Origin of the sequence: Fibrella forsythiae (assembly GCF_017353175.1) — a bacterium.
GTDB lineage: Bacteria > Bacteroidota > Bacteroidia > Cytophagales > Spirosomataceae > Fibrella > Fibrella forsythiae.
This window is the reverse complement of sequence record NZ_JAFMYW010000013.1, coordinates 1-25,895: the sequence shown is the minus strand read 5'-3', so window position 1 is coordinate 25,895 and position 25,895 is coordinate 1. Positions and strand designations below refer to the sequence as shown.

The window sequence follows — 25,895 nt, the reverse complement described above, 5'->3', positions numbered from 1 at the left end:
TGATTCACTCATCCGCTAATTCACTCAGTTAACTATCGTGACTTCTCGCAGACGCTTTATCAAAACCGGTACGCTGGCAGCCCTTGGCAGTGCGGCGTTTACTATTGTTCCCCGGCATGTGTTGGGGCGGGGGTTTATTGCGCCCTCTGATAAGCTCAACATTGCCGCAGTGGGATGTGGCGGAAAGGCAGATGTAAACATCCGATTAGCTTTCAACGGCGGCACCGATAATATTGTGGCGCTGTGCGACGTAGACGACCGGCAGGCCGTCAAATACCGGGCCCAGTTTCCCAAAGCGCCTTATTTTCATGATTATCGGGAAATGCTGGCCAAGGTGGGCGCATCCATCGATGCGGTGATCATTTCCACGCCCGACCATATGCACGCGCCAATTGCTATGGCGGCTATGAACCTTGGCAAGCACGTGTACGTTGAGAAACCCCTGACCCACGATATCTACGAAGCCCGCATGCTCACCGAAGCAGCCCGCCGCAACAAAGTCGTCACCCAAATGGGTAATCAGGGGAGCAGCGGTGACTCAACCCGGTACGTTGAGGCCCTGATTAAGGAAGGGGCAATCGGGCATGTTCACACCGTCTACTGCTGGACCAACCGTCCGGTTTGGCCGCAGGGCGTTCAGTCGCCGAAAGACAAGAAAGAATCGCAGCCGATACCCCCCGAAGTTGACTGGAACAAGTGGCTTGGCACAGCGCCCTACCGCGATTATCACCCGGCTTACATGCCGTTCCGGTGGCGCGGTTACTGGGATTTCGGAACCGGCGCGCTCGGTGATATGGGTTGTCACTTCATGGACGTTCCATTCCGGGCGCTGAACCTCAACTACCCAACCTCGGTTGAGTGCAGCGTTGGCTCTGTCTACGCCGATTTCTTCCGTGAAGCGTATTTCGATGACGTTTGCCCCCCTTCGTCAAGCATCCACATGACCTTCCCGTCTGGGGATAAGAAGGTGAAGGAAATCAAACTGTCGTGGTTTGATGGCGGTATTCGGCCACCACTTCCCGAAGACGTTTCCTACGATCAGATCTTTTTCAATGAGGACGGCGGCATGCTGTTCATCGGTACAAAAGGCATGCTCGCGGCCGGTCTTTTCGGGGATGGCTATAGATTGTTACCCGCCGAAAAATTCAAACATCACAAACAACCAGAACCCATACGCCCGCTGGTTGAAGGAAAGACAGAAGGACACCAGCAACAGTGGGTCAAAGCCTGTAAACAGGGTTTTGGGGCCTACACGTCTTCATCCTTCGATCAGGCCGGGCCGTTAACTGAAATGGTGCTGATGGGGAATCTGGCCACCCGCAGCTATCTGGCCCGCGAGAATGGCCAGTTTCCCGGTCGCAAGAAATTGCTGTGGGACGGTGACGCCATGAAAATCACCAACTTCGATTACGCCAATCAGTTCGTTAAACGAGAGTACGCCAATGGCTATTCGCTGTGAAAGCGTGGCTTATTTGCAGTCGTCTTTGGCTTTTGTGTAGCTAGCCTGAATGTCACTTCGCTGTTGCGCGGTGTATAATGAAGTACAGGCAATGACAGCGTCGGCATAGGCCTTGTACGCGTCTACGTAAGCATTACACTTCGTTTTATTCGTTGGATCTGACGAGAAGGCGCTGGCGGCAGCGGTGAATTTATCGCCGAGAGCTGAAGCGTTGTCGCAGCCACCGGGTGTTAGGGTGTCACTGCTTTTTTTACAGCCTACCAGAAGGGCAATAGCTGTGACAACCGAAAATGAAAGTGTGCGGATTTTCATACAGAGTTCTGTTTAGTGCGATTATGCAGTCAAAAGTGGTAATGACCTTTGTAGGGCTGGGTACGTTGTTGAGGCAACGGATGATCGGCTGACCAAGCGGTAGGTATCCTCTATGGGGATGCACGACATTTTGAGTAGGTTTGTAGGATTAAGCCAACATGATGCGCGCTTTATTCGTAACCTGTATTCTCTACTTCGTCTCTTTTTGCCTTGCTACTGCTCAAGTGCCCGTCCGGTATACCGTCAGCGGATACGTACATGAGGTGGGTAGTCGTGAGGCGTTACTGGGAGCCACCATCCGGCTAAATGGTCGCCCGGTGGGTACACAAACCAATACGTTTGGGTTTTACTCGATCACGTTGCCTGAAGCCGATTCGATCTCCCTGACATTTTCACTGATCGGCTACCAGTCGCAGACGCGTACGCTGGCGCTTCATCAGAATCAGGTATTGGGGGTTGATTTGGCGGCGGGTGAACTACTTAACGAAGTTGTGGTAAGTGAAAAGCGTGAGCAACGCCGTGTCAGTGACAACCCACAGATGAGTCAGATTGACCTGCCAATCTCGCAGATCAGGAAGATACCGGCCCTGCTGGGGGAGAAAGATGTGCTGAAAGTGCTGCAATTGATGCCTGGTGTGCAGAAAGGTTCGGAAGGGCAAAGCGGGCTGTACGTGCGCGGTGGCGGCCCCGACCAGAACCTGATCGTGCTCGACGATGCGGTGGTCTACAATGCCAGTCATTTGTTTGGTTTCTTTTCGGTCTTCAACGGCGATGCCCTCAAAAGTGTCGAGTTGACGAAAGGTGGTTTCCCGGCCCGCTTTGGTGGTCGCCTCTCATCGGTGCTTGACCTGACCATGAAAGATGGCGCCCGCGACAAGCTTCACGGGGAAATTGGCATCGGTCTGATTGCCAGCCGGATCATGCTGGAAGGCCCGTTGATCAAAAATAAAAAGACGGGTCAGCCTGCCGGTTCATTCGTGATTTCGGGGCGGCGAACGTACCTGGACGTGATCTCTGCACCAATCGTGAGAGCGCAGACCAACGGCGAAACCTCGGCCGGTTATTATTTCTACGACCTCAACGCCAAGGCGAATTATGATCTTGGCCCCCGCGACCGGATTTATCTGAGTGGGTATTTCGGGCGCGATAAATTCTATGCCAATGATAATACCGACAACACCGGTATTGGCATGGGCTGGGGCAATGCTACAGGTACGTTGCGCTGGAATCACCAGTTCAATCAGAAACTATTTGCCAACACTTCGCTGATTTTCAGCGATTACCAATTTATCATTAGTGCCAACCAACTCATTGATTCCCAGAACCGGTTCGTTCTCGATTACACATCCGGTATCCGGGATTTTTCGCTAAAGCACGATCTTGATTTTTATCCTGTACCCAATCACGCGTTGCGCTTTGGGGGGCAGGTAACCGCCCACCGGTTTACGCCCTCAGCCATTGTGCTGCAGAACAACAGCCTGGCCGGGCTCCGTCGGGAAGTTGATCAGATCGATGTGTTGGAATCGGGGATTTACGCCGAAGATACCTGGCGGCCTACCGATCACTGGCGGTTGAATGGCGGGTTGCGCATCAGCTCATTTACAGGTACCGGGATTGGCTACGTTCGGCCCGAGCCACGGCTATCGGTAGCTTACATCATTAAACCTGATCTCTCCGTTAAGGCATCGTATGCGCTTATGAACCAGTATGTTCATCTGCTGAGCAACACGGGCATCGGTTTGCCCACCGATCTGTGGGTACCTACCACCGACCGGGTACGTCCTCAACAGTCGCAGCAATGGGCCGTAGGGCTGGCCAAAGACTTTCCTGAAAAAGGGCTTGCTTTGACCGTGGAGGGCTACTACAAACGGATGGATAACATCATCAATTACAAGGAAGGGGCGAGTTTCCTGCTGGTCGATGATCCAACATCGGCTAACCGGGTACGTTGGGAAGATAACGTTACGGCGGGCCGGGGCTGGAGCTATGGCGCCGAGGTTCTGTTACATAAAAAAGAGGGCCGGTTCAGCGGTTGGGTTGGCTACACACTTTCCTGGACACAATGGCAGTTTAATGAACTGAACGGTGGCCGACCGTTCTTTCCCCGGTACGACCGTCGCCACGACATCTCGGTGGTGGGGATGTATGACCTTAGCCCACGTATTACGCTGTCTGCAACCTGGGTTTACGGAACAGGTCAGGCGCTGACAGTGCCTAATGCCCGCTATCGTTCGTTTGGTCTGAATAACGGCATCGATTACGTGAAAGATGCCAGTGGCGCTGTTACCGGTGTTAGCCCCATTGTGTTCAATGGTGGAACGGGAGTGCGCGATTACGGGCAGGATAAGAATGCGTTTCGTGCCGAACCTTATCACCGGCTTGATCTGGGCGTTCAGTTTCATCGTAAACGCAAGACGCATGAAAGCACCTGGGAGTTTAGCGCTTATAACGCGTACAACCGTCGGAACCCGTTCTTCTACAATATCGAAAGCAAGCGTCAGGCCGTTGGGCAGCCCGACATTACCGTTTTATACAAGTATTCGGTATTCCCGATTGTACCGGCATTTAGTTATTCCTACAAGTTCTAACCTTGGTGCACATGCAAGCCAGCATGAAACTAATACTTCATCTCCTGATTCTTCTTTTGCTGGCCGCTTGCGGAAGTTTACGCAATGAGGTGAGTCCATCGTTACTGTCGACTGAGGGCGAAAAGCTGGTCGTCAACAGTTACATCTCACCCCAGGACACATTGCTCTCGGTAAAAGTATCACGGTCGAAACCGGTATTGGGTGAGCAGACCGACGCCCTTCCCTACACGGTAGATAATGCGATCGTGTCCTTAACAGACGGTAACCGGGTAGTTGTACTTCGGTATCTATCTGATAAGCAATGGTATCAGGCAAAAGCCAATCTTCTGCCCATTGTCACTGGGAAAACGTACACGCTGACAGTGAGTACGCCCGATGGTAAACAGGTAACAGCAAGTGCTATTGTTCCTAAGCCAGTGCCTGTTAATCAGGGTATTCTTGATTCGACTATCGTTACCCTGGGCAATCGGCTACAGAAAATTTATTCAGTCCGGTTTGATTGGCAGGACCCGCCTAACGAGCCTAATTTCTATGAATACGCCGCTTACTTCAGATGGGGATATAATAATGATCCCTACGGACAGGTGAATCAGCAGAGTAACAGTCTGCGGTCGTTATCGTTTGCCCGTGAGAATAGAACGGGTAACCTCTTAACCGATGACCGGCAGGATGGCACGCTGCTAACATCTCTGGCTGCTGAAGTTGGATTAGTTGAGGTGAATGCAACGACACCCAATGCGGTAGAAGCATTGAAGAAATTAACGATGGGCAGAGTACTGCCAAACCCTCAGGTAATTCTGCGACTGTTGAGTGCTGAAGAACTCTACTACCGCTACACAGATGCCATTATTCGTCAGCGTGAGAATCGGAGTAACCCCTTCGCCGAGCCTGTACTGATTCCTACCAACATAAAGGGTGGCTTAGGTTGTTTTGCTGCTTACAACCGTACTGAGAAAGTGTTTCCGTTACGTTAGTTGCCTCCACCAGGGACGTGCCAGTATGCTTATGTATACTTTTGTATGTTTTTGATTCCATTTACAACCTTTGTGACTGGAATTTGCTCCTAATCAAAAAACGTATATGAAACACTTCTTACTGGTAGCTCTGCTGAGCTGGCTGAAGCTCCATGCGGCTTATAGTCAGCCAAAGCCGCTGGGCACAGCCTTACCAATTACCATCAGTGGGTACGTTCGTGAAGCGGGGTCTCAGGAGGCCCTGATCGGCGTGAATGTATACCGGACCGGGACGTCAGTTGGGACTACCACAAACACTTACGGATTCTATTCGCTGACGCTTCCTGCGCAGGATAGCCTCCAGCTTACTTATTCAATTGTCGGTTATGAGAGCCAGCAACTGACCATTGCGGCGCAAAAAAGCGGGTCGATTAATGTGGCGTTGATGGCGGGAAAACTGCTCAACGAAGTTGTGGTCCGGTCACGGGCCGACGAAAAGGTGAGTGATAGCCCTCAGATGAGCCAGATCGACCTGCCAATCTCGCAGATCAAGAAGATACCGGCCCTGCTGGGGGAGAAAGACGTGCTGAAAGTGCTGCAATTGATGCCCGGTGTGCAGAAAGGTTCGGAAGGGCAAAGCGGGCTGTACGTGCGTGGGGGCGGCCCCGACCAGAACCTGATCGTGCTCGACGATGCGGTGGTTTACAACGCCAGCCATTTGTTTGGTTTCTTCTCGGTCTTCAACGGCGATGCCCTCAAAAGTGTCGAGTTGACGAAAGGTGGTTTTCCGGCCCGCTTTGGTGGTCGTCTGTCATCGGTGATCGACCTGAACATGAAAGACGGCAACAAGGAAAAACTCCACGGTGAAGGCGGTATCGGGCTTATTGCCAGCCGTCTGACGCTGGAGGGACCATTGACCAAAAAGAAATCGGGGCCGGGGGCTACTTCGTTTCTATTGAGTGGTCGACGTACGTACCTGGATGTGCTGGCTGCGCCGTTGATTGCCGCCGAAACTGATGGGAAAACCAGTGCTGGCTACTATTTCTACGACCTGAACGCAAAAGTCAACACCGAGTTGGGGCCCAAAGACAAACTCTATCTAAGCGGCTACTTCGGGCGCGACCGGTTCTTTGCCGACGATAATTCGTCAGAAACGCAAACAACCAAGGTTGGTATTGGCTGGGGCAACGCCACAGGTACGTTGCGTTGGAATCACCTTTTCTCCGACAAAGTATTTGGGAACGCGTCGCTGATTTTCAGCAACTATGACTTCTCCATTTCAGCTGACAATAAAGATACATTCAATGACCGGACCACTGAATTTAATCTGCGCTACACCTCGGGAATACGCGATTTTGGCATCAAATACGATCTGGATATTTACCCCAATCCACAGCATTCACTGAAAGTTGGCGTGCAGGCTACGGCACATCGATTCACGCCCAGCGCCGTGGTATTAAAAAATACCGAACTGAATGAAAGCCGCCTGGAGGTGGATAAAATCGATGTGCTCGAATCGGGCATTTACGCCGAAGATACCTGGAAGCCCAACGTACATTGGCGGGTAAACGGCGGTCTGCGATTCAGCACGTTTCTCCATGATGCGGTCACCTATGTTCGTCCCGAACCACGTTTGGCAGCGGCATACATGATCAAACCTGATTTGTCGGTGAAGGCGTCGTATGCCCTGATGAATCAGTACGTTCACCTGCTAAGCAACACTGGCATTGGTTTGCCAACCGACCTGTGGGTACCTACTACTGATCGGGTACGTCCCCAGCAATCGCAGCAGGTGGCGTTGGGCATGGCCAAGGATTTTACAAACGGTGGTTCCTTCACCAACGGCCTTACACTGACGGTGGAAGGGTACTACAAACGGATGGACAATATCATCAACTACAAGGAAGGCGCGAGCTTTCTGTTGATTGAAGACCCAACGTCGGCGCAGCGGGTACGTTGGGAGGATAACGTGACCTCGGGCCGGGGCTGGAGTTACGGGGCCGAAGTGTTGCTTCAGAAGAAGGTCGGCCGGTTCAGTGGCTGGGTCGGCTATACGCTGTCATGGACACAATGGCAGTTTGCCGAACTCAACGGCGGTAAACCCTTCTTTCCCCGGTACGATCGCCGCCACGATGCTTCGGTAGTAGGTATTTACGAGGTAAGCCCGCGCATTTCCCTATCAGGTACGTGGGTCTATGGAACTGGTCAGGCGCTGACCTTGCCACAGGCTACCTACGTCGCTTACAGTCCGGGAAGTCCTGCTTACTCTTACGGTCAGAACGGAGTCCAAATGCTACTGCCATATGGTAATGCGCAAACGGCAACTGAGTATGGCGAAAAGAACAGCTTCCGGGCCGAGCCCTATCACCGCTTCGACGTAGCTGTTCAGTTTCATAAAAAAATGAAACGCCATGAACGTACCTGGGAGTTTAGCGCCTACAATGCCTACAACCGCCGAAACCCATTCTTTTATCAGTTGGCTACGCTACCTCAGTCCTCCACGAACCCTCAGCCCGATCTGCCACGCACTATCCTGAAACGCTACTCTGTGTTTCCGATCGTGCCTTCTGTTAGCTACAACTTCAAATTCTGATGAAAACGATTTCATATAGTACACTCGTCGTTACTCTTCTGACTTTGCTCGGATGTGGCAGCCTGGTGCAGGAAGTAGATCCGGGAAATCTGCCAACAGCGACGCCCAAGATGGTTGTGCACTGTTTCATATCACCGCAGGATACCCTTCTGGCTGTTTATGTACAGGCTCCGCGTGCTGTTTTAGGAACAAAGTTTACTGATAATGGTGGGTTTTACCTTACCTACTCCCTCCAGGGGTCGGTTGTCACGCTGTCAGATGGCACCCGAACGGTTCAACTGCCTGGCGTTGGTGGCACTATTCCGCTTTATTATGGCATTGATACCCGACAGTTCCCGATCGTAGCGGGACGTACCTACACACTAACCGTATCTAATGCATATTTTCCTACCGTAACAGCTCAATGTACGGTTCCGAAAGCGGTAAAGCCTACTGAAATTCGCGCAGACTCACTCAGTGGACGTGCAAATGGACTGCCGGGAACAACCTACTATGGCCGACTGGTGTGGCAAGACGCAGCCGGAGAGGCAAATTATTATCAGGTAAGTGGTAATTTGATAAAAACTGTGACGCGTCCGATCTACACGACTCCGAACGTACCTACACGAGATACAACGCTCACAAACATGTACCCATTATCATTTAATGGGGTAAACTTGATTACTGACCAGAACGTTGATGGACAGCGACTTATCTCGGCGCGGGGTGAGGCAAGAGAATTTAATTACAATTCTCTTGAACGCACTATTGGCCTGGTATTCACTATGACGCTCAGCAACATCGATGAGAACTATTATCGCTACCGCGAAACTGTTGACCGTCAGGGAGACGCCGATGAAAATCCATTTGCAGAACCGGTACTTGTGCCCAGTAACATTCAGGGTGGTTACGGCTGCTTCGGTGCCTATAATCAATCAACGCTGACCGTTAAGGTAAAATAAAGAGTGAAAGTGCGATAGAGTGAAAGAGCGAAGGGCTCTGCTACAGACAAATAAGTCGCGTAGCAGAGCCCTTCGCTCTTTCACTCATTTATTCTTTCGCTTATGCCACCGGTGCGCTGTTGATCACTTCGGTTTGCTTCCGGATCGATTCCATGTGGATGATTTTGTAGATCTCTTCCACGAGCTCAGGGTACAGGTTTAGCTTGGCGCCCAACTGCTTCCGTGACTCCAGAATCTCTTTCCAACGGTCAGGCTGGAACATCGACACGTTGTTGTCGCGCTTGTATTCGGCCAGTTTTTCAACCAGCGACATACGGGCAGCCAGGTGTTCAACCAACTGACGGTCAACACTGTCGATCTTCACGCGAATCTGCTCCATCGCACTCTGGAACTCCCGATCGCTCGACTCGAGCTGACGGATGTGCAGGTGCTCCAGCATTTCGCCAAACGCGGCAGGAGTCAACTGCTGGGCAGCATCGCTCCACGCTTTATCCGGATCGATGTGCGACTCAACGATCAGACCGTCGTAATTGAGGTCCATGGCCATTTGAGCCAGTTCGTTCAGGTATGCACGCTTGCCGGCCATGTGGCTTGGGTCGCCAATGATGGGCAACTGAGGGAACATGGTCCGCAGTTCGATCGCCATCTGCCACATCGGGATGTTGCGGTATTTGCTGGCTTCACCCGTTGAGAAACCGCGGTGAATGGCACCAAGCTTGGTGATACCGGCTCCGGCAATACGCTCAAAGGCACCTACCCAAAGGGCCAAATCCGGGTTGACTGGGTTTTTCACCAGCACAGGTACGTCAACACCTTTCAGGGCATCGGCAATCTCCTGTACATTGAACGGGTTAACTGTGGTACGGGCCCCTACCCAAAGAATATCAACACCATATTTCAGGGCTAATTCAATATGTTGCGGTGTGGCTACTTCAACGGCGAATGGAAGACCTGTTTCAGCCTTGGCGCGCTGAATCCAGGCAAGAGCGGGTTCGCCCATTCCTTCAAAGCTGCCCGGGCGAGTCCGGGGTTTCCAAACACCGGCACGAATGGCGTGAACCTGGCCCAGCGCAGCTAACTGGCGGGCGGTTTCAACGAGTTGTTCTTCTGTTTCTGCACTGCAAGGCCCTGCAATAATGAGGGGTTTGCCGTCGGTCTGTATCCACGAATCGAGCGGCTCTACGGCTAAATCTGGTTTCATGAGGTTACGTGTACGCTAGTTGTAAGGTTGACTATTTCGCTTGTAAAATTTCCGGGTGCAAATTTATAGTATATTTGCTGGAGCAAAAGCCTCTCACGGGGCTCATTCTCACCCAAGTCTTGTACGATTATTAGTCTGTTGAAAAAGTAGAGGATAGCTTGAAAAACCTTTTTTGGCCAAAAATACGTTTATCTTTAGGCCGTCAATCTCAAGCTACTGAACGACCGTATGGCGAACGCACCGGAAACGGCGCATTGACTATGTCGAACCGAAGTAATCTAATCACATCCCCTGTCCAACCGATTTCTGCTACGAAACCGGTATCATTCGAGGACACATCGATTGCCTTCTCTTCCCAGTCGAATTTCAAACTTCGAAAAACGTACTGGCTTTTTGCGTTGATGAACCAAGGTTGGCTCGTAAAAGTAGGGACTTTTTTTATAAAACTGGCCCTGAAGCTACAGCTTCCCATTAAAAAGCTCATCAAAAAGACTGTTTTCGAGCAGTTCTGCGGTGGCGAATCAATCCGCGATTGCGAGAGTACCATCCTTCATCTTCACACTGCTCAGGTGGGCACAATCCTCGATTATTCGATTGAGGGTGAAGAGAATGAAAAGTGCTTTGACAGTACTGTACTGGAAATCCTCCGTACCATCGAACGGGCCAGCGAATCGGCTGATATACCGTTCTCTGTATTTAAAGTAACTGGTTTAGGCGAGACGGAGCTGCTCGAAGCCGTACAAAACGGCGATGCGCTGACAGAGTCTGAACAGGCCGCCTTTGAGCGCGTTCGGGAGCGGGTAAACACCCTTTGCCGCCGCGCCTACGAGCGTAACGTCCGTATCTTCATCGACGCCGAAGAAAGCTGGATTCAGGATGCGATTGATGCGCTGGCGTACGAGATGATGGATCGTTACAATCATGAACGCTGCGTGGTTTATAATACATATCAGATGTATCGCTGGGAAATGTATGATCACCTGGTCAGTGCTACAGAATCAGCCCGTGAAAAGCACTATTTCCTGGGTGCAAAACTGGTTCGGGGAGCGTATCTGGAAAAAGAACGCATCCGTTCACACGAAGAAGAGTATCAGGATCCGATCCAGGCTACCAAAGAAGATACCGACCGTGATTTCAACCGGGCTATCGATTTCTGCCTGTCGAATCGCGACGAGGTATCGATCTGCTTAGGAACACACAACGAGTATAGCTGCCAGTACACGATTGCGCAGATGAAACGGATGGGCATTGCGCCAAATGATCCGCATATTTACTTTGCGCAGTTGCTCGGTATGAGCGATAATATCTCGTATAACCTGGCCAATTCGGGCTTCAATGTAGCTAAGTATGTGCCTTATGGCCCCGTAGAGGCAGTAATGCCTTATTTATTCCGGCGTGCCGAAGAGAATAAATCAATCGCCGGCCAGAGCAGCCGTGAATTTACCCTTGTCAAAAGCGAGCTGGAACGCCGTAAAGGCTGCAACAAATAAAAGGAGAAAGGAGGAGGGAGGAATGGAAGAAAGGGGCTTTGCTATATCAATTTTGAACAGCGCAGCGCCCCTTTCTTCCATTCCTCCCTCTTCCTTTCTCCTTATTTTCTTATGATTCAGAAAAACCCGATCCGTTTTTTTTTGCTGGCGTTGTTGCTGATAGGTATTGATCAGGCGTCGAAACTTTGGATCCTGCAGTATATGCAGGAACATCTGTACATGCCGATCAACGTTATTGGTGACTGGTTCAAGTTTCAATATGTCTTGAACCCCGGCATGGCATTCGGGATGGAACTGAATCATCAGTATGGTAAGTTGGTGCTGAGCATATTCCGTTTGTTTGCCATGGTTGGCATCGGCTGGTATCTGGTTTATCTGGCCAAACACGGAGCCCCAAACGGATTGCTGTATGCAATGGCCTTGATCTTAGCAGGTGCTATCGGCAATGTCATCGATAGTACATTTTATGGCGTTTATCTGCACAATTCACCTTACGGTGCACCCACGCCCTGGTTTCACGGGCAGGTCATTGATTTTATCTTCTTTGATTTGTGGGAAGGAATTCTGCCCCGATGGATACCGATCTGGGGAGGAAGCTATTTTTCCATGCCGATTTTCAACTTCGCTGACTCGTGCATTTTCGTCGGTGTCTGTTTGATCCTGTTCTTCCAGCGCCGTTTTTACCAACTGCAAGCCGAACGGGAGGGGTTGCTCCCCGACGATCCCGACGCAACTAACGCTGCCGTTTTGCCAATGTCGGAAGCAGCTGAAGAGCTTGGTATTTCCGAAACGGAAATGCCATCCGAAAAGAGAAATACCCCGGAATCAGAGTTGATTAAACCGGAACAAAATGAGCCCGAACAGGCCGATCAGCCCCTTCCGGTTTCTGATGGACCGTTGAAAGAAAAAGAAGCATAACTAGCTGAAATTGATACAGAAAGAGGGTCATTGCCGCGTGGTGATGACCCTCTTTCTGTTGTGGTGGTGAAGTCCCCTTCAAGGAGGTAGGCTACGCCATTAATCTACTTTAACACCGTCAATTTCACCGATGAATCAGTGCCGATACGGATCGTGTTTTTCTGGAAATCGGTTTCGGAGGCGGTGCTGATAGTCACGAACGTTTGCGGGTTACGATCGACCAGCGGGAACCACGACGACTGTACCTGAATCATAAGCCGATGCCCTTTTCTGAACGTGTGCAGCGCATCATTGAGGGTGAAGGAAACCGGCGTTGGTTGTCCCGGCACAAAGGCTTCCGGATTTTCCATCGACTTCCGGAATTTTCCCCGCATTACATCACCGCGTACCAGCCGCTGATAGCCACCCAGCGTTATGTTTTTCGGATTTGGACGAGGAGAACTCGATGTATCGGGCAATACGTCGATGAGTTTAACAATGAAGTCAGCGTCGCTGCCTGTCATAGCTACACGAAGATCAACGGTAATCGGACCGGCCAGCGTCAGGTCGTTTTGTATCGGTTCTGTCTGAAACACCAGTACGTCGGGGCGGCGGGCGGCAAATCGTTGGTCTTCAATCATGTAAGCATTGTTGCGCCGCGCCCAGGTACCATCCGTATAAGGCACTGGTTTCGCCGGATCGCTAACGTATTCTGTAGGTACGTTGCCAGCCGGAGCGGCGGCCAATTGGTTGCCCGCCGCCAGAAAAAAGGTCTGTTCCGTAGCTGCTTTGGGGGGCCAGGCAGCAAACGATTGCCATTGGTTAGTGCCCGTATTGAACAGGCGGGCTTCGGTAGGTACGTATCGGCCTTTATCTTTCAGGTGATACAGAAAGAAAGGTGTTTCCACTGAGTCGCGGTATGCCTGAGCCGTGTTGCTGCCAAACTGAAAATCACCAAAAACCGACCAGTCGCGGCGGGCCCAGGCCCCGTGTGTCCACGGCCCCATTACCAGCTGGTTTTGGTTGTTGGCGTTCTTTTCCAGCGTCTTGTAGGTGTTCAGGGCACCAAACAGATCTTCGGCGTCGTACCAGCCGCCCACGACCAGCGTTGCCGGTGGCGTTGCGCCGGAACGTACCTGACCCAGATGCCGCCTGATGTCGCGGCTTTGCCAGTAAGCATCGTATGTTTCATGGGCCAGGTACTCATTCCATATCTTACCCTTGTTGTTATAATACGCCGGCCCGTTCGCGTTTTTCAACGGACCAAGGTCCAGAAAGAACTGATAAGCATCTTTAGCCTTATAGCTGAACATTTCCGGGTAATCGTCAACGGGGCCTTTGCGGGGCGCGTCGAAGTAATTCATGAACGAGAAATTGTCGAGCAGGAAGAATGCGCCGTTGTGGCGGGCATCATCGCCCATAAACTCGTCGGTGACCGGTGCCTGGGGCGATACGGCCTTGATGGCCGGGTGCGCGTTGGGCAGCGCCGCCGTGGCGTAGAAACCGGGATACGAAATACCCATGATGCCCACACGCCCATTGTTGCCAGGTACGTTCTTGAGCAGCCATTCCACCGTATCGTAGGTATCTGTACTCTCGTCGGTAGAGACTGTAGGTACGTTCGCTGCGGTTGCCGATTTTTTGGCCGAGCGAGCTGGGCGGGGCATCTGGTGAGGCGATGGACCAACTGATTTAAGGCCGGGCGTCATTTCCTCGAACTGTCCTTCGCTCATGTAGCGGCCACGTACGTCCTGATTCACGAAGATGAACTTCTCCCGTGAGAGTTCGACCGACGGGCCGGGGCCCTGCTTCGGGTAATTCGTTTCGCCGTATGGGCTGGCCGAGTAGGGGGTACGTTCCATCAGGAACGGGTATCGGTTTGTCGCTGACGCATCCTTTGGCACGTAAATAACCGTATAGAGTTTGGTGCCGTCGCGCATCGGAATCTGCCGGTCAATCTTCGTGTAATTCGTTCGCACAAAGGCGGTATCGATAGGGGTTTGAGCAAACGTTGATTGGGTAAGCAGACAAAGTGCCAACCCGGTAAGTAAGCGGATAGTCATGTGATGAGCGTATGTTGCGGGAGCAAAACTACAAGGAATAGCTTGTATCTAAACCCTGAAAACTATCCTGTTAAATCAGAGAAATATGCAAAGCGGGTGACGAAACGAATTAAAAAATGGTCTACATACTTGAGTGAATCCAATTTTTTCGTTAGTTGGTAAATCGAACCAGTTCAAACCACTTGATAACCCCGCCGTATACCTTACTAATCGACCTGCACTACTTTCCTTGCCTTGATGTGATGCGTGGCATGGCTCTCGCCGATGAGGTATTGATCGAGGCCCACGAGAACTATCAGAAGCAGAGTTACCGCAACCGTTGTTACGTACTGACCAGTAATAAAGTCGACTGTCTGACTGTCCCGGTTCTGAACAGCACCCGTCGGCAACCCGTACGTGATGTACAGATTGACTATAGCCAAAACTGGATTGACCGACATCTTCGTTGTTTGCAATCGGCCTACGCTAAATCACCGTATTTTGAGTACTTAATGCCGGAGATAGAAGTTATTCTGAACCAGCATCCGCCTTTTTTATTCGATCTGAACTGGTCAGTGCTGACATTATGTCGGAAATGGCTGCGACTAAGTAACCCGATTCGCCTGACAGAATGGTATGAGAAGACGCCCGGAACCGGCGTTTTTGACGCCCGTTCCCGAATTGAACCGGGTCAATATGCCGAAATTGGACTGTTTGGTCCAATACCGGGTTATCAGCAAAACTTTGGTGCTGAATTTGTGTCTAACCTCAGTGTTATCGACCTATTATTTGCGGGAGAGGATATGAGAACGTTAGGCCGAACAAACCCAAATTAAAATACGTTATTTCAGTAAGACGCTAATACGATTAGGAACCCCAAGCGAATGGAAGCAAAATTCTCAAACCGCGTAAAAGAAGTCATTTCCCTCAGCCGGGAAGAGGCTTTGCGGCTCGGTCACGATTACATCGGCACCGAACACTTGCTGCTGGGCATGATTCGCGAGGGCGAAGGCGTGGCGGTGGGACTGCTTAAAAAACTGTCGATTTCACTCGACGAACTGCGCATCACCATCGAACAAGCCACGAAAGGAACCGCAACCAATAACGTTAAAAATCTGGCCAATATCCCCCTGACCCGTCAGTCGGAGAAAACCCTGAAGATTACGTATTTAGAAGCGAAGATTTTCAAGAGCCCGCTGATCGGCACAGAACACTTGTTACTGTCGATTCTGCGCGACGAAGACAACGTTGCCACGCAGATTCTGCACAAATTCAACGTCAACTACGAAGTGATTAAGGAGATGCTGGAATATCAATCAACCGGAACTCAGCCCAATATGGCGCATGATACCGACGACGACGACGACGCCTCGCGCGGTATGTTCGGCGGCAGTGGTAGCGGCACCGGGCAGGGCAAAGACAAAGGCTCTGAAAAATCGCGTACACCCGTACTCGATAATTTCGGCCGTGACCTGACCAAACTTGCCGAAGTTGGCAAGCTCGACCCGATTGTTGGTCGTGAGAAAGAGATCGAACGGGTAGCCCAGATTCTGAGCCGCCGTAAGAAAAATAACCCGATCCTGATCGGTGAACCTGGTGTTGGTAAGACAGCCATCGCCGAAGGGCTTGCCCTGCGGATCGTACAGAAAAAAGTGTCGCGGGTGCTGTTTGGCAAGCGCGTTGTTACCCTTGATCTTGCCTCGCTGGTGGCTGGTACCAAATACCGTGGTCAGTTCGAGGAGCGGATGAAGGCCGTGATGAACGAGCTGGAAAAATCGCCCGAAGTGATTCTGTTCATTGATGAGCTGCACACGATCGTGGGTGCGGGTGGTGCCTCTGGCTCGCTCGATGCCTCGAATATGTTCAAGCCAGCCCTGGCTCGCGGCGATATTCAATGCATCGGGGCCACCACGCTTGATGAATACCGTCAGTACATTGAGAAAGATGGTGCCCTGGCCCGTCGTTTCCAGATGGTGATGGTCGATGCTACGTCGATTGACGAAACCATCGAGATCCTGAACAACATCAAGGACAAGTACGAAGATCACCACCACGTGAACTACACGCCGGAGGCAATCGAGGCATCGGTGAAACTGTCGGAGCGTTATATCTCTGACCGCTTCCTGCCCGATAAAGCCATCGACGTAATGGACGAAGTAGGTGCCCGCGTACACATCAGTAACATCACCGTTCCCGAGGATATTCTGAAGCTCGAAGAGTCGATCGAGAATATTAAGAAGGAAAAGAATCAGGTGGTGAAAAGCCAGAAATACGAAGAGGCTGCTCAACTCCGTGATAAAGAGAAGCGCCTGATCGATCAGCTGGATCGTGCCAAGCAGGCTTGGGAAGAAGATACCAAGAAGCGCCGTTATACGGTGACCGAAGAAAACGTGGCCGAAGTAGTGGCCATGATGACCGGTATTCCCGTAACGAGCGTATCCAACGACGAGGGTAAAAAACTCGTCAGGATGGGCGATGAACTGAAAGGCAAAGTGATCGGGCAGCAGTCGGCCATCGACAAACTCGTGAAAGCCATTCAACGTACCCGCGTTGGTCTGAAAGATCCCAAGAAGCCAATCGGTTCGTTTATTTTCCTCGGCCCAACGGGTGTAGGGAAGACCGAACTGGCGAAGGTGCTGGCAACGTACCTGTTCGACAAAGACGATGCGCTGGTTCGTATCGACATGTCGGAGTACATGGAGAAATTCAGCGTATCGCGGCTGGTTGGTGCACCTCCGGGCTACGTAGGTTACGAAGAAGGCGGTCAGTTGACTGAGAAGATTCGTCGGAAGCCGTACTCAGTTGTGTTGCTTGACGAGATCGAGAAAGCCCACCCGGATGTGTTCAACATCCTGCTGCAGGTGCTCGACGATGGTATCCTGACCGATGGTCTGGGTCGCCGTGTTGACTTCCGGAATACGATCATTATCATGACCTCGAACATCGGGGTACGTGACCTGAAAGATTTCGGTGCCGGTATCGGTTTTGCGTCGAAGCGCAGTGCTGAGAATCAGGACGACCTGATGAAGTCGACCATCCAGTCGGCCCTTCGGAAGGCGTTCTCGCCTGAGTTCCTGAACCGTTTGGATGATGTGATCGTGTTTAACTCGCTGCAACGCGAAGACATTCACCACATTATTGACCTGATGCTGGGTAAACTGCTGGGTCGCGTACTGAACTTGGGTTATAACGTAGAACTCACCGAGAAGGCGAAAGACTTCCTGGCCGAGAAAGGATACGATCCGCAGTATGGTGCCCGTCCGTTGGCCCGTGCCATTCAGCGTTATCTTGAAGATCCCGTGGCAGAAGAGATTCTGAAAGGCGAGCTGAAAGAAGGTGATGTGATCCTGGCCGACTACAGTGGCGAAGGCGAAGCGCTGACGATTACGGTGAAAAAGCCTGAAGCTGTAACCGAGTAATCGGATTCCCGTTTCATAAACAAAACCCCGGATGGTGCATTACCATCCGGGGTTTTTCGTTGTAAGGGTACGCTTTTTATTTACCCAACGAATGTGAAAAATGAAACACGCTATACATTTCGCCGGTTTTTTACTGGTAACAAGCTACCTGGGTACGTTCCAGTCTGTGCAGGCTCAAACAGAAAGAGGCGTTAGTTGGCTATCAGGGAATGCGGGCTGGCAGAAAGGAAATACGAGCCTATTCCAGAATAACGAAGACCTGTCTACACTTACCATTTCCCTAACGCAAGGGACTTTCCTGCGCGACAATGTGCTGGTTGGTGCCGATCTCCGCCTGAGCCGGGTACGTACCCTGACGCGGCAAGGATTCAACTTTGATGCTGTCAGTGACTCCCGCCAAACCATCTTTGGCGCTACACCGTTTATACGCCGTTTCTGGGGGAAAAATGCGTTGCGTGGGTACGTTGGTGGCGGACTGGCGGTATCATACGGGCGAAACCGCCTATTGACTACCAACACACAGCAAAGCGTATCTGAACAGGAGTCGTCGCAGTGGCGACTAACACCGGAGTTTCAGGCAGGATTGTTTTATGCCATTGACACCCACTGGGGACTTGATCTGAGTGCCCGCTCTGGCCTGTTCCCTGTTTCGTTCACTAATCTGAATCTGGGACTGGTTGTGTTAACTGATGTTAAAGGAAAGCGATCTGTGCTTACTTCGAAACAAACACCTGCTCAATTGCTGACAGGCAACTGGGTATTTGGCGGCACGTTTGAACTGGGAAGTAATCAGCAGCAATCTATTTCTGGCTCAGAGAAAATTACAACCATTCAGCGGCAGGTGACGCAACAGTACGCTATTAGTCCGTCGATCGGGTATATTCCCGGTAAGCGGTGGGTTATAGGCGTGGCTGTTCCTATTCGGCAGCAGCAATTAACCAATCAATTCGATCGGTCATCTACAGAGGTGCAGACGGGTACAGTCCTGACCAAGTCGATAGGTGTTGAACCGTTTGCCAAAAAATACCTGTCGAAAAGTCAGTTTGGACCCTACGTGGCGGGGCGCGTTGGCTGGAGCGATGAGCGCGTGTCGGGTGATGGAGTGCTACAGTCGCACGCGGCAGCCTACAATTGGCGAATCAGCGCTGGGCTGGCTTACCTGTTGGGTACGCGCTTTATTGTTGAAGGAGAATTAGCCGGACTAGGCCATGACTGGAGCAACGACCAGCAAACTGGTGACGCGCACACCAACACGGATGTCAGTTTGTCATTACGCCCGGCCCTGACGATGACCTACGTGTTTTTATAATTTTTGCTATAATTAACGTATATTAATTCATAATTTGTCAAATAAAGGGTAGGTTTGGTTGCGTTAGAACACAACTAAACTTACCCGTCATGAAAAAGCTTTACGCCCTCCTTTTAGCCAGTTCCCTCGCAATCCCCTCATTGGCCCAAACGCAGAAAGGCCAATCCATTACGTCGGGCAGCGTTAACTTGTCGCTTAATAGGACACTGACTTCGTTTGATGACTCTAAATACACCAGTTATTCAGCTGGCCTCCAGCTAAATAGAGGGGTATTTGTTAAGGATAATTGGCTGCTGGGCTACAGTGTAGGCGCGAATTACCAGCGTACGGATAGTAAAACGGCCACACAGTTAACCACATTCATCGGGGAAGGGATGGATCTATCGGCAGGCTTGATCCTGCGCCGCTACTGGCCTGTTCTAGATCGGCTTTTTGTTTACGCGGGTGGTGGGCTGGGTGCTGGCCGTCAGGCGTATAACAATCAATCGTTTTATAATAATTTGTATTCAACCTCTGGTTTAAACTGGCAATTAACAGCTGTAGGTCAGGTGGGGGCACTGTACACGCTATCAAACCGGATTGCCGTGGAAGCCTCCATCAGCAATAGTTTCCCGACAGCCTTGAGTAATGCCAGTTTTGGTGTTGCCATTCTAACTGGCAACGGAAACCAGTCGCAGCCTGCCGACGGTGGCTTCGACGCACCACAAACACGGGCGGGGCGTTGGTTACTGGGTGCTTTGGCTAATGTATCCTCAACACGCCAGAGCAGTAGTGGTACAGAGCAGAATCAAAAAGTGGCAACGGCGGGTATTTCTGTAGGTCGATTCATCAAAAACAATCTACTGTTAGGAATAGCGCTGGACTATTCAGCCAACCGTCCACAAAGTGGTAACGAATATGTCGAGTATTCGCCCTCGGCCCAGGCATTTGTACGGTCTTATATGGGTACGTCGCGTCTACGGCCATTCATTCAGGGCAGTGTAGGTTACGGCTTTAATAAAACGAGTGATTCTCCTGTTTATCAGCGTAACGTTCGAGCAGGCATTAGCGCAGGCCTGGCGTATATGGCTGGAGACCGATTTATCATTCAAACAACGTTGGGCTCTCTTGCTGGTCAGTATTTCTGGGCTCTTGATACTGTCCTTGATCCTGGCTATTCATACTACAATGTGCAGGCAACTGCCACTACACTTTCAAATATCTCAGTGGCGTATTCGCTGTAGCTATTTCATCACCTGGGCGCACTCGGCTACTTTATCGGTGTTGATAACGTCAATGCCGAGTTTATAAAGTTTTTTCCAGGCGTCGGGGGTGTCGGGGGCATTCCAGAAACGGATGGGGCAACCCGTGTCGTGGGCGCGTTTGATGATTCGCTTTAGCTTCGCCTTATCATCTTCAGGTACATCGCCGGTACCGTCCCAGCGGGCATATGATCGGAAGTTATCGGAGATCAATGCTACGCGTTTGGCTGTTTCGTCGTCATACAGTTCGCTGGGCCGCCCGTCGAAGAACAGGTACGTCGGCTGATCGAGGTAGAATTCGGGGCGGGGGCGATTGCCGGTGATAACGATCCGAACGGCCATCGGCGAAACTGACCGGCTGAACGCAGCCAGGTTATTTTCGAGGAGCGGCAGTAACTTGGGCAGTACGTCTTCTACTTTGTCTTTTACGTCGAATACCAGCGAAGGGGCATATTTTCGATCAGAGCTGATGCGTCCCTTATTTTGTTCGAACAGGGCGATAATTGGCTTCAGGTACAAGTTTTCCAGCGTACGGGTGGCGGTATCAGCCTCTTTGGGCATGTGCGCCACAATCAACTGCCCATTGCGGAGATAAATGTCGGCTTCAATGAAATCGGCACGCGCTTCAATCGCCTTCGTCAATGGTTGCGGCTTTTCGTAGTCATTATGCGCGAAGATTTTCTGAGCATATGCGCCTGTTGATAGCAACGAAATAAGCAGGAGTGATTGAAATAGGGAATATCGCATGTGCTGGATATGAAACAGACCGTGAAGATTACTATCAAGGTACATTGCTTAATCGGTAAACTGGTTGGTTATATAAATGTAGAGCTAACCGAGTTATGTCTAATCAATCCGAAAATAAGAGATCAGAAACCGCAAACTAATTCAGCCAACGTAGTAGTCTCTCGTTATCGCACTGACGTGGGTACGTTGCCAGCAAGGAACTTCGTCAACTCGTCCATCCGAACATCCCGGCGAATTATTTTTCCTTGCTGATCGAGCAGAAAATTGCTGGGGAATGCATTGATTGCCAGTGTGCCGGACGTGAATTTGCCCGACTCGTCGAGGTATTGTAGCCAGGGAAGTGCATGCTGCTGAATCGTCTTTTTCCACAAGGGCACCTCCGCTTTCTTATCAATCGAGATTTGGACGACGTTAAAATCAGTTCGTCGGTACTGGCTAAACAGCGTTTTAAGGGTTGGAAACTGATCGATACAGGCACCACAGCGGCTAAACCAGAAATCGACCAGCGTGTAGCGTGCCTTTTGGGGGTTCGTTAGTTGTGCCGGTTTGTCATCAACCGTACCTGACGGGGTAACTAACAAAAGCCCCCTCAGCTCAGTACATGGCAAGAGGGGGCTTTGTATTGACGGAATGATTGCACTACACCAGCTTCCAGCCGTCGCGGTAGTCGCGTGAGACAAACTGATTAGCTTCGTCGAAGTTGGTGATTTTCATATTCTTACCATCCCAGGTCAACTGCTTGCGGCCTGGGTAATTAAAGCCTTTGCCATCGGCTTTGGGCGTGCGGAGTGTGTAGCTGCGAATAGCCAGATTGCCCATCAGTACCGACTCGGTCAGCGGACCGGCAAAGTCGAATGATGAGGTAAGCGCCTTGTGCTCTTTGCTGTTGAAACCCGCTTTGCACGCTTCTGTCCAGAACACCTGATGGCCATTTTCGGCGAGCGATACCGTGCCTGCCGTTCCTGCTTTTGGTTTGGGAGCCGCTTCCCGCTTATCGCCGCTTTTGGTGTACAGTTTTGGATTGTCGCCGTACATACCGCAGGCAATCATGCCTTTATCGCCAATCAGGAAAACGCCGTTCTCGCCGTTTTCGGGGAAGGGCTCACCGGCTGGCAACATTTCTGGCCGGAATGGACGTAGCCCGCCGTCGAGCCAGACCATCTTCACCGCCGACTTGTTCTTGCTCGACTGGGGGAATTGCAACTCGACATGCGATGAGGGGGGGCATCCTTCCGGAATGTATTCGGGGGTCCAGTCTTTCAGGAATACCGAGCCAATGCTGCTTTCTACCTGAGTGGGGTAACCCAGTCCTAATACCCGGAATGGAACGTCCATGATGTGACAGCCGATGTCGCCCAGTGCGCCGGCACCGAAGTTCCACCAGCCCCGCCATTTGAACGGATGGTAAGCAGGCGTGTAACCCACCTTCTGCGCTGGCCCGAGCCAGAGATCCCAGTCGAGGTCGACGGGTGTTTCAGACGCTGGCTGTGGTACCGGAATGCCCTGGGGCCACACAGGGCGGTTGGTCCAGAGGTACACCGTATGCACGTTGCCAACCAGCCCTTTATCAAACCAGTCAACCATTTCCTTCTGTTGCGGGTTCGACGACCCCTGGTTGCCCATCTGCGTAACAACCTTGTATTTACGGGCAGCTTCGGTCAGCATCCGGGCTTCATGGATGTTGTGTGTCAGGGGTTTCTGTACATATACGTGCTTTCCGCGCTGCATGGCGGCCATGGCCACAACGGCGTGCGTATGGTCGGCGGTCGATACCGTTACGGCATCAATGGTTTTGCCTTCCTTATCGAGCATTTCGCGAAAATCCTTGTACCGTTTGGCGTTCGGGAATTTGGTAAAATTCTCTTTCACCCGTTGTAACCCCCAGTCTACGTCGCAAAGAGCAACCACGTTATTGGCGCCGTTATTAAACGAGTTGTTGAGGTCGCTGGCGCCCTTGCCGCCGAAGCCTACGCTGGCAATGTTTAGTTTATCAGAAGGAGCAATGAAGCCTTTCCCCAATACGTGGCGGGGTACAATGAAGAACGAACCAGCGGCCAGGGCGCCGGTTTGTAGAAACTTCCGGCGCGACGCGTCGTTCGGTTGGTTGGTCTGACTCATGAATCCGTGTTGTTGATATCAATTAGTGAACACAATCAGTAAAGGCGCAAACGCCATTCCCTTACCTGACCAAAGCAGCAAATTCACTTCAGTATCGCAGTAAGCCCTGAAAAAAGCCATTCGTTCGGCACCTTAACGTACCTGAATCAGGCTGGCTGAGTCTATTTTTTGTTATGCTTCTACTCTACTTTTGCTTTCAGCACATACTTTACCTAAGCCGCGTACATGAATTCAGTAACCAAGCCCAAAAACACGGACACCCTTGACCGGAAAAATGCCGAAGCCCTGCTAGGGGGAGGCCAGAAACGTATCGACGCTCAGCACGCGAAAGGAAAGCTAACCGCCCGCGAACGCATTGCGCTCCTGGTCGACGAAGGTTCATTTGAAGAGATCGGGAAGTTTGTAATGCACCGTACCAAAGATTTTGGACTCGATAAAGAATACTATCTGGGCGATGGTGTGGTCACGGGCTACGGCACCGTAAATGGCCGATTGGTCTACGTGTTTGCGCAGGATTTTACCGTGTTTGGCGGTGCCCTCTCGGAAACGCATGCAGAGAAGATATGTAAGTTGATGGACCTTGCCCTGCAAAATGGAGCACCGGTTATTGGGCTTAATGATTCAGGCGGGGCCCGTATCCAGGAAGGTGTATTGTCGCTGGCTGGCTATGCTGATATTTTCTACCGGAATACACGTGCATCGGGCGTTATTCCGCAGTTATCGGCCATTATGGGGCCGTGTGCGGGTGGAGCCGTGTATAGCCCGGCAATCACGGATTTTATTTTCATGGTCGAGAACACAAGCTATATGTTCGTGACCGGGCCCAACGTCGTGAAAACCGTGACCCACGAAGAGGTGACGGCCGAAGAGTTGGGTGGTGCCAGTACGCACAGCACCAAGTCGGGCGTAACGCATTTTTCGTGCGCCAACGAACTGGCCTGTATTCAACATATCAAGCAGTTGCTGAGCTATATTCCACAGAACTGCGAAGACCAGCCGCCCATGCTGCCGTATGAGGCCTCGGAGAGCGAAAGTCGGCCGGAGCTGAACACCATTATTCCCGAAAACCCGAATCAGCCGTACGACATGCGCGAAGTGATTGACGCGCTGGTGGATGCTGATTCGTTCATGGAGGTGCACAAGAACTTCGCCGAAAATATTGTGGTAGGTTTTGCCCGTATCGGCGGGCGGAGTATTGGGGTGGTGGGCAACCAGCCAGCCGTTCTGGCGGGGGTACTCGATATTCAGGCGAGCACCAAAGCCGCTCGATTTGTCCGCTTTTGCGACTGCTTCAACGTACCTATTCTTGTGCTGGAAGACGTACCTGGCTTTTTGCCCGGCACCGATCAGGAGTGGAACGGCATCATTACCAACGGCGCTAAACTATTGTATGCCTTCTGCGAAGCCACCGTGCCACGCGTAACAGTCATTACGCGTAAAGCCTACGGAGGAGCCTACGACGTCATGAATTCAAAGCATATTGGGGCTGATCTGAACTACGCCTGGCCATCGGCTGAGATTGCCGTAATGGGCGCCAGTGGGGCGGCCGAAATTATTTTCAAGCGGGAAATTGCTGAAGCCGCTGACCCACAGGCTAAACTTCAGGAGAAAGTGCAGGAGTACACTGAGAAGTTCGCCAATCCGTATCGGGCCGCCCACCGTGGCTACGTCGACGAGGTAATTTACCCCGAAGAGACCCGACAAAAGTTGATGCGGGCGTTTCAAATGCTGGAAAACAAAGTGGCCACGCTACCGCGCAAAAAGCACGGAAATATACCGCTGTAAGGAGTTTACTGTTTGCTGTTTACTGTCTTCTGTTGCTTTGCTTAGTTACAGCATCGTTATATAGCAGCGCAACAGAAGACGGTAAACGGCAAACAGTAAACTCCCTTTTAGAGTCATATCTTTTTGACGGTCAAAATCGTTCATTAGTAAAACGACTACCCATATATATGAGATCGAGTTATACTGGCTGGCTGCTGGCCATGTTGCTGGGTATTGGCCTGTTGCTGCCTAATGTGGTACAGGCTACCCACGTACGGGCTGGTGAGATTACCACGAGGCGTATACCGAGTGCTAATGGCATTACATATGAGATTACCCTCACTGCCTATTACGATATTATAGGTGGAGCGGGAGCAGCACAGGCTGCCGACAACGCCTTGTTTTGTTTTGGTGATGGAACCAGTCGGGAAGTTCCGCGTATTTTACCCATTCGATCCTTGAACAGGGGTACGTCGATCAACATATACCGGACAACGTATACATACCCGGGTCCGGGTGTGTATTCAATCTCGGCCAGGGTTGTAAACCGGAATGACGGCACGCGAAACATACAGAATGGCGCGTCGCAGAATGTTAGCTTTTTCGTCACAACCACTATCTCGGCCAACGCAGCGCTGGGCTTCAATACCAATCCGATTCTGCTCAACCCACCGGTCGACTCGGCCCGTATTGGCCAGAAATACTGCCATAACCCGGCGGCCTATGACCCAGATGGCGATAGCCTCTCATACCGCATTTCCATTCCACAATACTCGGGTGATGGTGCACCCTGTCGGTCGTTCGCTGTACCACAATACCAG

18 protein-coding genes and 1 pseudogene are annotated in these 25,895 nt (G+C 51.4%); 13 read left to right on the top strand and 6 right to left on the bottom strand.

The genetic code is table 11. The features are described from left to right. The first annotated feature begins 37 nt into the window (after positions 1–37). Positions 38–1,459, top strand: a complete 1,422-nt coding sequence (locus J2I46_RS29395; RefSeq protein WP_207332683.1) for a Gfo/Idh/MocA family protein — start codon at positions 38–40, stop codon at positions 1,457–1,459. A 9-nt stretch (positions 1,460–1,468) separates the two neighbouring features. On the opposite strand, the gene J2I46_RS29390 is transcribed toward J2I46_RS29395, so the two are convergent. Continuing rightward, entirely contained in the window at positions 1,469–1,771 is a 303-nt protein-coding gene (locus tag J2I46_RS29390; RefSeq protein WP_207332682.1) for a hypothetical protein, read from the bottom strand. A gap of 161 nt (positions 1,772–1,932) precedes the next feature. Here J2I46_RS29390 and J2I46_RS29385 point away from each other — a divergent pair, with 161 nt between their 5' ends. From J2I46_RS29385 to J2I46_RS29370, 4 genes are all read left to right on the top strand, one after another. Then, on the top strand, positions 1,933–4,359 hold the full coding sequence (locus J2I46_RS29385; protein ID WP_207332778.1) for a TonB-dependent receptor: 2,427 nt from the start codon (positions 1,933–1,935) through the stop codon (positions 4,357–4,359). 23 nt (positions 4,360–4,382) lie between these two features. Then, positions 4,383–5,333: a DUF4249 domain-containing protein gene (locus tag J2I46_RS29380; RefSeq protein WP_207332681.1), complete on the top strand. Its 951-nt coding sequence runs from the start codon at positions 4,383–4,385 to the stop codon at positions 5,331–5,333. A 106-nt stretch (positions 5,334–5,439) separates the two neighbouring features. Further along, complete coding sequence (locus tag J2I46_RS29375) at positions 5,440–7,905, top strand: TonB-dependent receptor (RefSeq protein WP_207332680.1); 2,466 nt, start codon at positions 5,440–5,442, stop codon at positions 7,903–7,905. Next, positions 7,905–8,846 carry a DUF4249 domain-containing protein gene (locus J2I46_RS29370; protein WP_207332679.1) on the top strand — a complete coding sequence of 314 codons (942 nt, stop codon included), beginning with the start codon at positions 7,905–7,907 and terminating at the stop codon, positions 8,844–8,846. The genes J2I46_RS29375 and J2I46_RS29370 overlap by 1 nt, the downstream gene beginning before the upstream one ends. A 100-nt stretch (positions 8,847–8,946) precedes the next feature. Here the strand turns inward: J2I46_RS29370 and J2I46_RS29365 are convergent, their stop codons facing one another. Next, the gene (locus tag J2I46_RS29365) at positions 8,947–10,047 is read right to left on the bottom strand and encodes a chorismate mutase (protein ID WP_207332678.1); all 1,101 of its coding nucleotides are present in this window, start codon (positions 10,045–10,047) and stop codon (positions 8,947–8,949) included. A gap of 260 nt (positions 10,048–10,307) precedes the next feature. Between J2I46_RS29365 and J2I46_RS29360 the strand changes: the two genes are divergently transcribed. Both J2I46_RS29360 and J2I46_RS29355 read left to right on the top strand, forming a co-directional pair. Next, positions 10,308–11,537 (top strand): proline dehydrogenase family protein, encoded by a 1,230-nt coding sequence (locus J2I46_RS29360; protein WP_207332677.1) that lies wholly within the window; start codon positions 10,308–10,310, stop codon positions 11,535–11,537. Between the two features lie 111 nt (positions 11,538–11,648). Continuing rightward, positions 11,649–12,455: a lipoprotein signal peptidase gene (locus tag J2I46_RS29355; RefSeq protein WP_207332676.1), complete on the top strand. Its 807-nt coding sequence runs from the start codon at positions 11,649–11,651 to the stop codon at positions 12,453–12,455. 104 nt (positions 12,456–12,559) lie between these two features. On the opposite strand, the gene J2I46_RS29350 is transcribed toward J2I46_RS29355, so the two are convergent. Continuing rightward, positions 12,560–14,497 (bottom strand): CocE/NonD family hydrolase, encoded by a 1,938-nt coding sequence (locus J2I46_RS29350; protein ID WP_207332675.1) that lies wholly within the window; start codon positions 14,495–14,497, stop codon positions 12,560–12,562. 182 nt (positions 14,498–14,679) lie between these two features. On the opposite strand from J2I46_RS29350, the gene J2I46_RS29345 reads away from it, so the two are divergent. The 4 genes from J2I46_RS29345 (at position 14,680) to J2I46_RS29330 (ending at position 20,427) form a co-directional block, all read left to right on the top strand. Beyond that, a complete protein-coding gene (locus J2I46_RS29345; RefSeq protein WP_229380014.1) occupies positions 14,680–15,312 on the top strand; it encodes a WbqC family protein in 633 nt (210 codons plus the stop codon). 48 nt (positions 15,313–15,360) lie between these two features. Beyond that, positions 15,361–17,895 (top strand): ATP-dependent Clp protease ATP-binding subunit, encoded by a 2,535-nt coding sequence (locus J2I46_RS29340; RefSeq protein ID WP_207332674.1) that lies wholly within the window; start codon positions 15,361–15,363, stop codon positions 17,893–17,895. Between the two features lie 100 nt (positions 17,896–17,995). Beyond that, entirely contained in the window at positions 17,996–19,204 is a 1,209-nt protein-coding gene (locus tag J2I46_RS29335) for a hypothetical protein (protein ID WP_207332673.1), read from the top strand. An 89-nt stretch (positions 19,205–19,293) separates the two neighbouring features. Then, positions 19,294–20,427: an outer membrane beta-barrel protein gene (locus tag J2I46_RS29330; protein ID WP_207332672.1), complete on the top strand. Its 1,134-nt coding sequence runs from the start codon at positions 19,294–19,296 to the stop codon at positions 20,425–20,427. Here the strand turns inward: J2I46_RS29330 and J2I46_RS29325 are convergent, their stop codons facing one another. The 3 genes from J2I46_RS29325 to J2I46_RS29315 all read right to left on the bottom strand — a co-directional run bounded on the left by J2I46_RS29325 (position 20,428) and on the right by J2I46_RS29315 (position 23,310). Beyond that, positions 20,428–21,192 (bottom strand): phosphatidylinositol-specific phospholipase C/glycerophosphodiester phosphodiesterase family protein, encoded by a 765-nt coding sequence (locus tag J2I46_RS29325; protein ID WP_207332671.1) that lies wholly within the window; start codon positions 21,190–21,192, stop codon positions 20,428–20,430. Positions 21,193–21,356: 164 nt separating this feature from the next. Beyond that, positions 21,357–21,773: a TlpA family protein disulfide reductase gene (locus J2I46_RS29320; RefSeq protein WP_207332670.1), complete on the bottom strand. Its 417-nt coding sequence runs from the start codon at positions 21,771–21,773 to the stop codon at positions 21,357–21,359. A gap of 58 nt (positions 21,774–21,831) precedes the next feature. Further along, entirely contained in the window at positions 21,832–23,310 is a 1,479-nt protein-coding gene (locus tag J2I46_RS29315; RefSeq protein ID WP_207332669.1) for a Gfo/Idh/MocA family protein, read from the bottom strand. Positions 23,311–23,535: 225 nt separating this feature from the next. On the opposite strand from J2I46_RS29315, the gene J2I46_RS29310 reads away from it, so the two are divergent. After that, entirely contained in the window at positions 23,536–25,095 is a 1,560-nt protein-coding gene (locus J2I46_RS29310; protein ID WP_207332668.1) for an acyl-CoA carboxylase subunit beta, read from the top strand. Positions 25,096–25,262: 167 nt separating this feature from the next. Next, positions 25,263–25,895: pseudogene (locus J2I46_RS29305) on the top strand (gliding motility-associated C-terminal domain-containing protein); the annotation flags it as partial.

Excerpts from the sequence above, each read along its gene's own strand:
- J2I46_RS29355 (WP_207332676.1), top strand. The coding sequence starts at position 11,649 with ATGATTCAGAAAAACCCGATCCGTTTTTTTTTGCTGGCGTTGTTGCTG.
- J2I46_RS29370 (WP_207332679.1), top strand. The coding sequence starts at position 7,905 with ATGAAAACGATTTCATATAGTACACTCGTCGTTACTCTTCTGACTTTG.
- J2I46_RS29380 (WP_207332681.1), top strand. The coding sequence starts at position 4,383 with ATGAAACTAATACTTCATCTCCTGATTCTTCTTTTGCTGGCCGCTTGC.
- J2I46_RS29310 (WP_207332668.1), top strand. The coding sequence starts at position 23,536 with ATGAATTCAGTAACCAAGCCCAAAAACACGGACACCCTTGACCGGAAA.
- J2I46_RS29375 (WP_207332680.1), top strand. The coding sequence starts at position 5,440 with ATGAAACACTTCTTACTGGTAGCTCTGCTGAGCTGGCTGAAGCTCCAT.
- J2I46_RS29365 (WP_207332678.1), bottom strand. The coding sequence starts at position 10,047 with ATGAAACCAGATTTAGCCGTAGAGCCGCTCGATTCGTGGATACAGACC.
- J2I46_RS29350 (WP_207332675.1), bottom strand. The coding sequence starts at position 14,497 with ATGACTATCCGCTTACTTACCGGGTTGGCACTTTGTCTGCTTACCCAA.
- J2I46_RS29390 (WP_207332682.1), bottom strand. The coding sequence starts at position 1,771 with ATGAAAATCCGCACACTTTCATTTTCGGTTGTCACAGCTATTGCCCTT.
- J2I46_RS29325 (WP_207332671.1), bottom strand. The coding sequence starts at position 21,192 with ATGCGATATTCCCTATTTCAATCACTCCTGCTTATTTCGTTGCTATCA.
- J2I46_RS29360 (WP_207332677.1), top strand. The coding sequence starts at position 10,308 with ATGTCGAACCGAAGTAATCTAATCACATCCCCTGTCCAACCGATTTCT.
- J2I46_RS29315 (WP_207332669.1), bottom strand. The coding sequence starts at position 23,310 with ATGAGTCAGACCAACCAACCGAACGACGCGTCGCGCCGGAAGTTTCTA.
- J2I46_RS29330 (WP_207332672.1), top strand. The coding sequence starts at position 19,294 with ATGAAAAAGCTTTACGCCCTCCTTTTAGCCAGTTCCCTCGCAATCCCC.
- J2I46_RS29385 (WP_207332778.1), top strand. The coding sequence starts at position 1,933 with ATGCGCGCTTTATTCGTAACCTGTATTCTCTACTTCGTCTCTTTTTGC.
- J2I46_RS29340 (WP_207332674.1), top strand. The coding sequence starts at position 15,361 with ATGGAAGCAAAATTCTCAAACCGCGTAAAAGAAGTCATTTCCCTCAGC.
- J2I46_RS29335 (WP_207332673.1), top strand. The coding sequence starts at position 17,996 with ATGAAACACGCTATACATTTCGCCGGTTTTTTACTGGTAACAAGCTAC.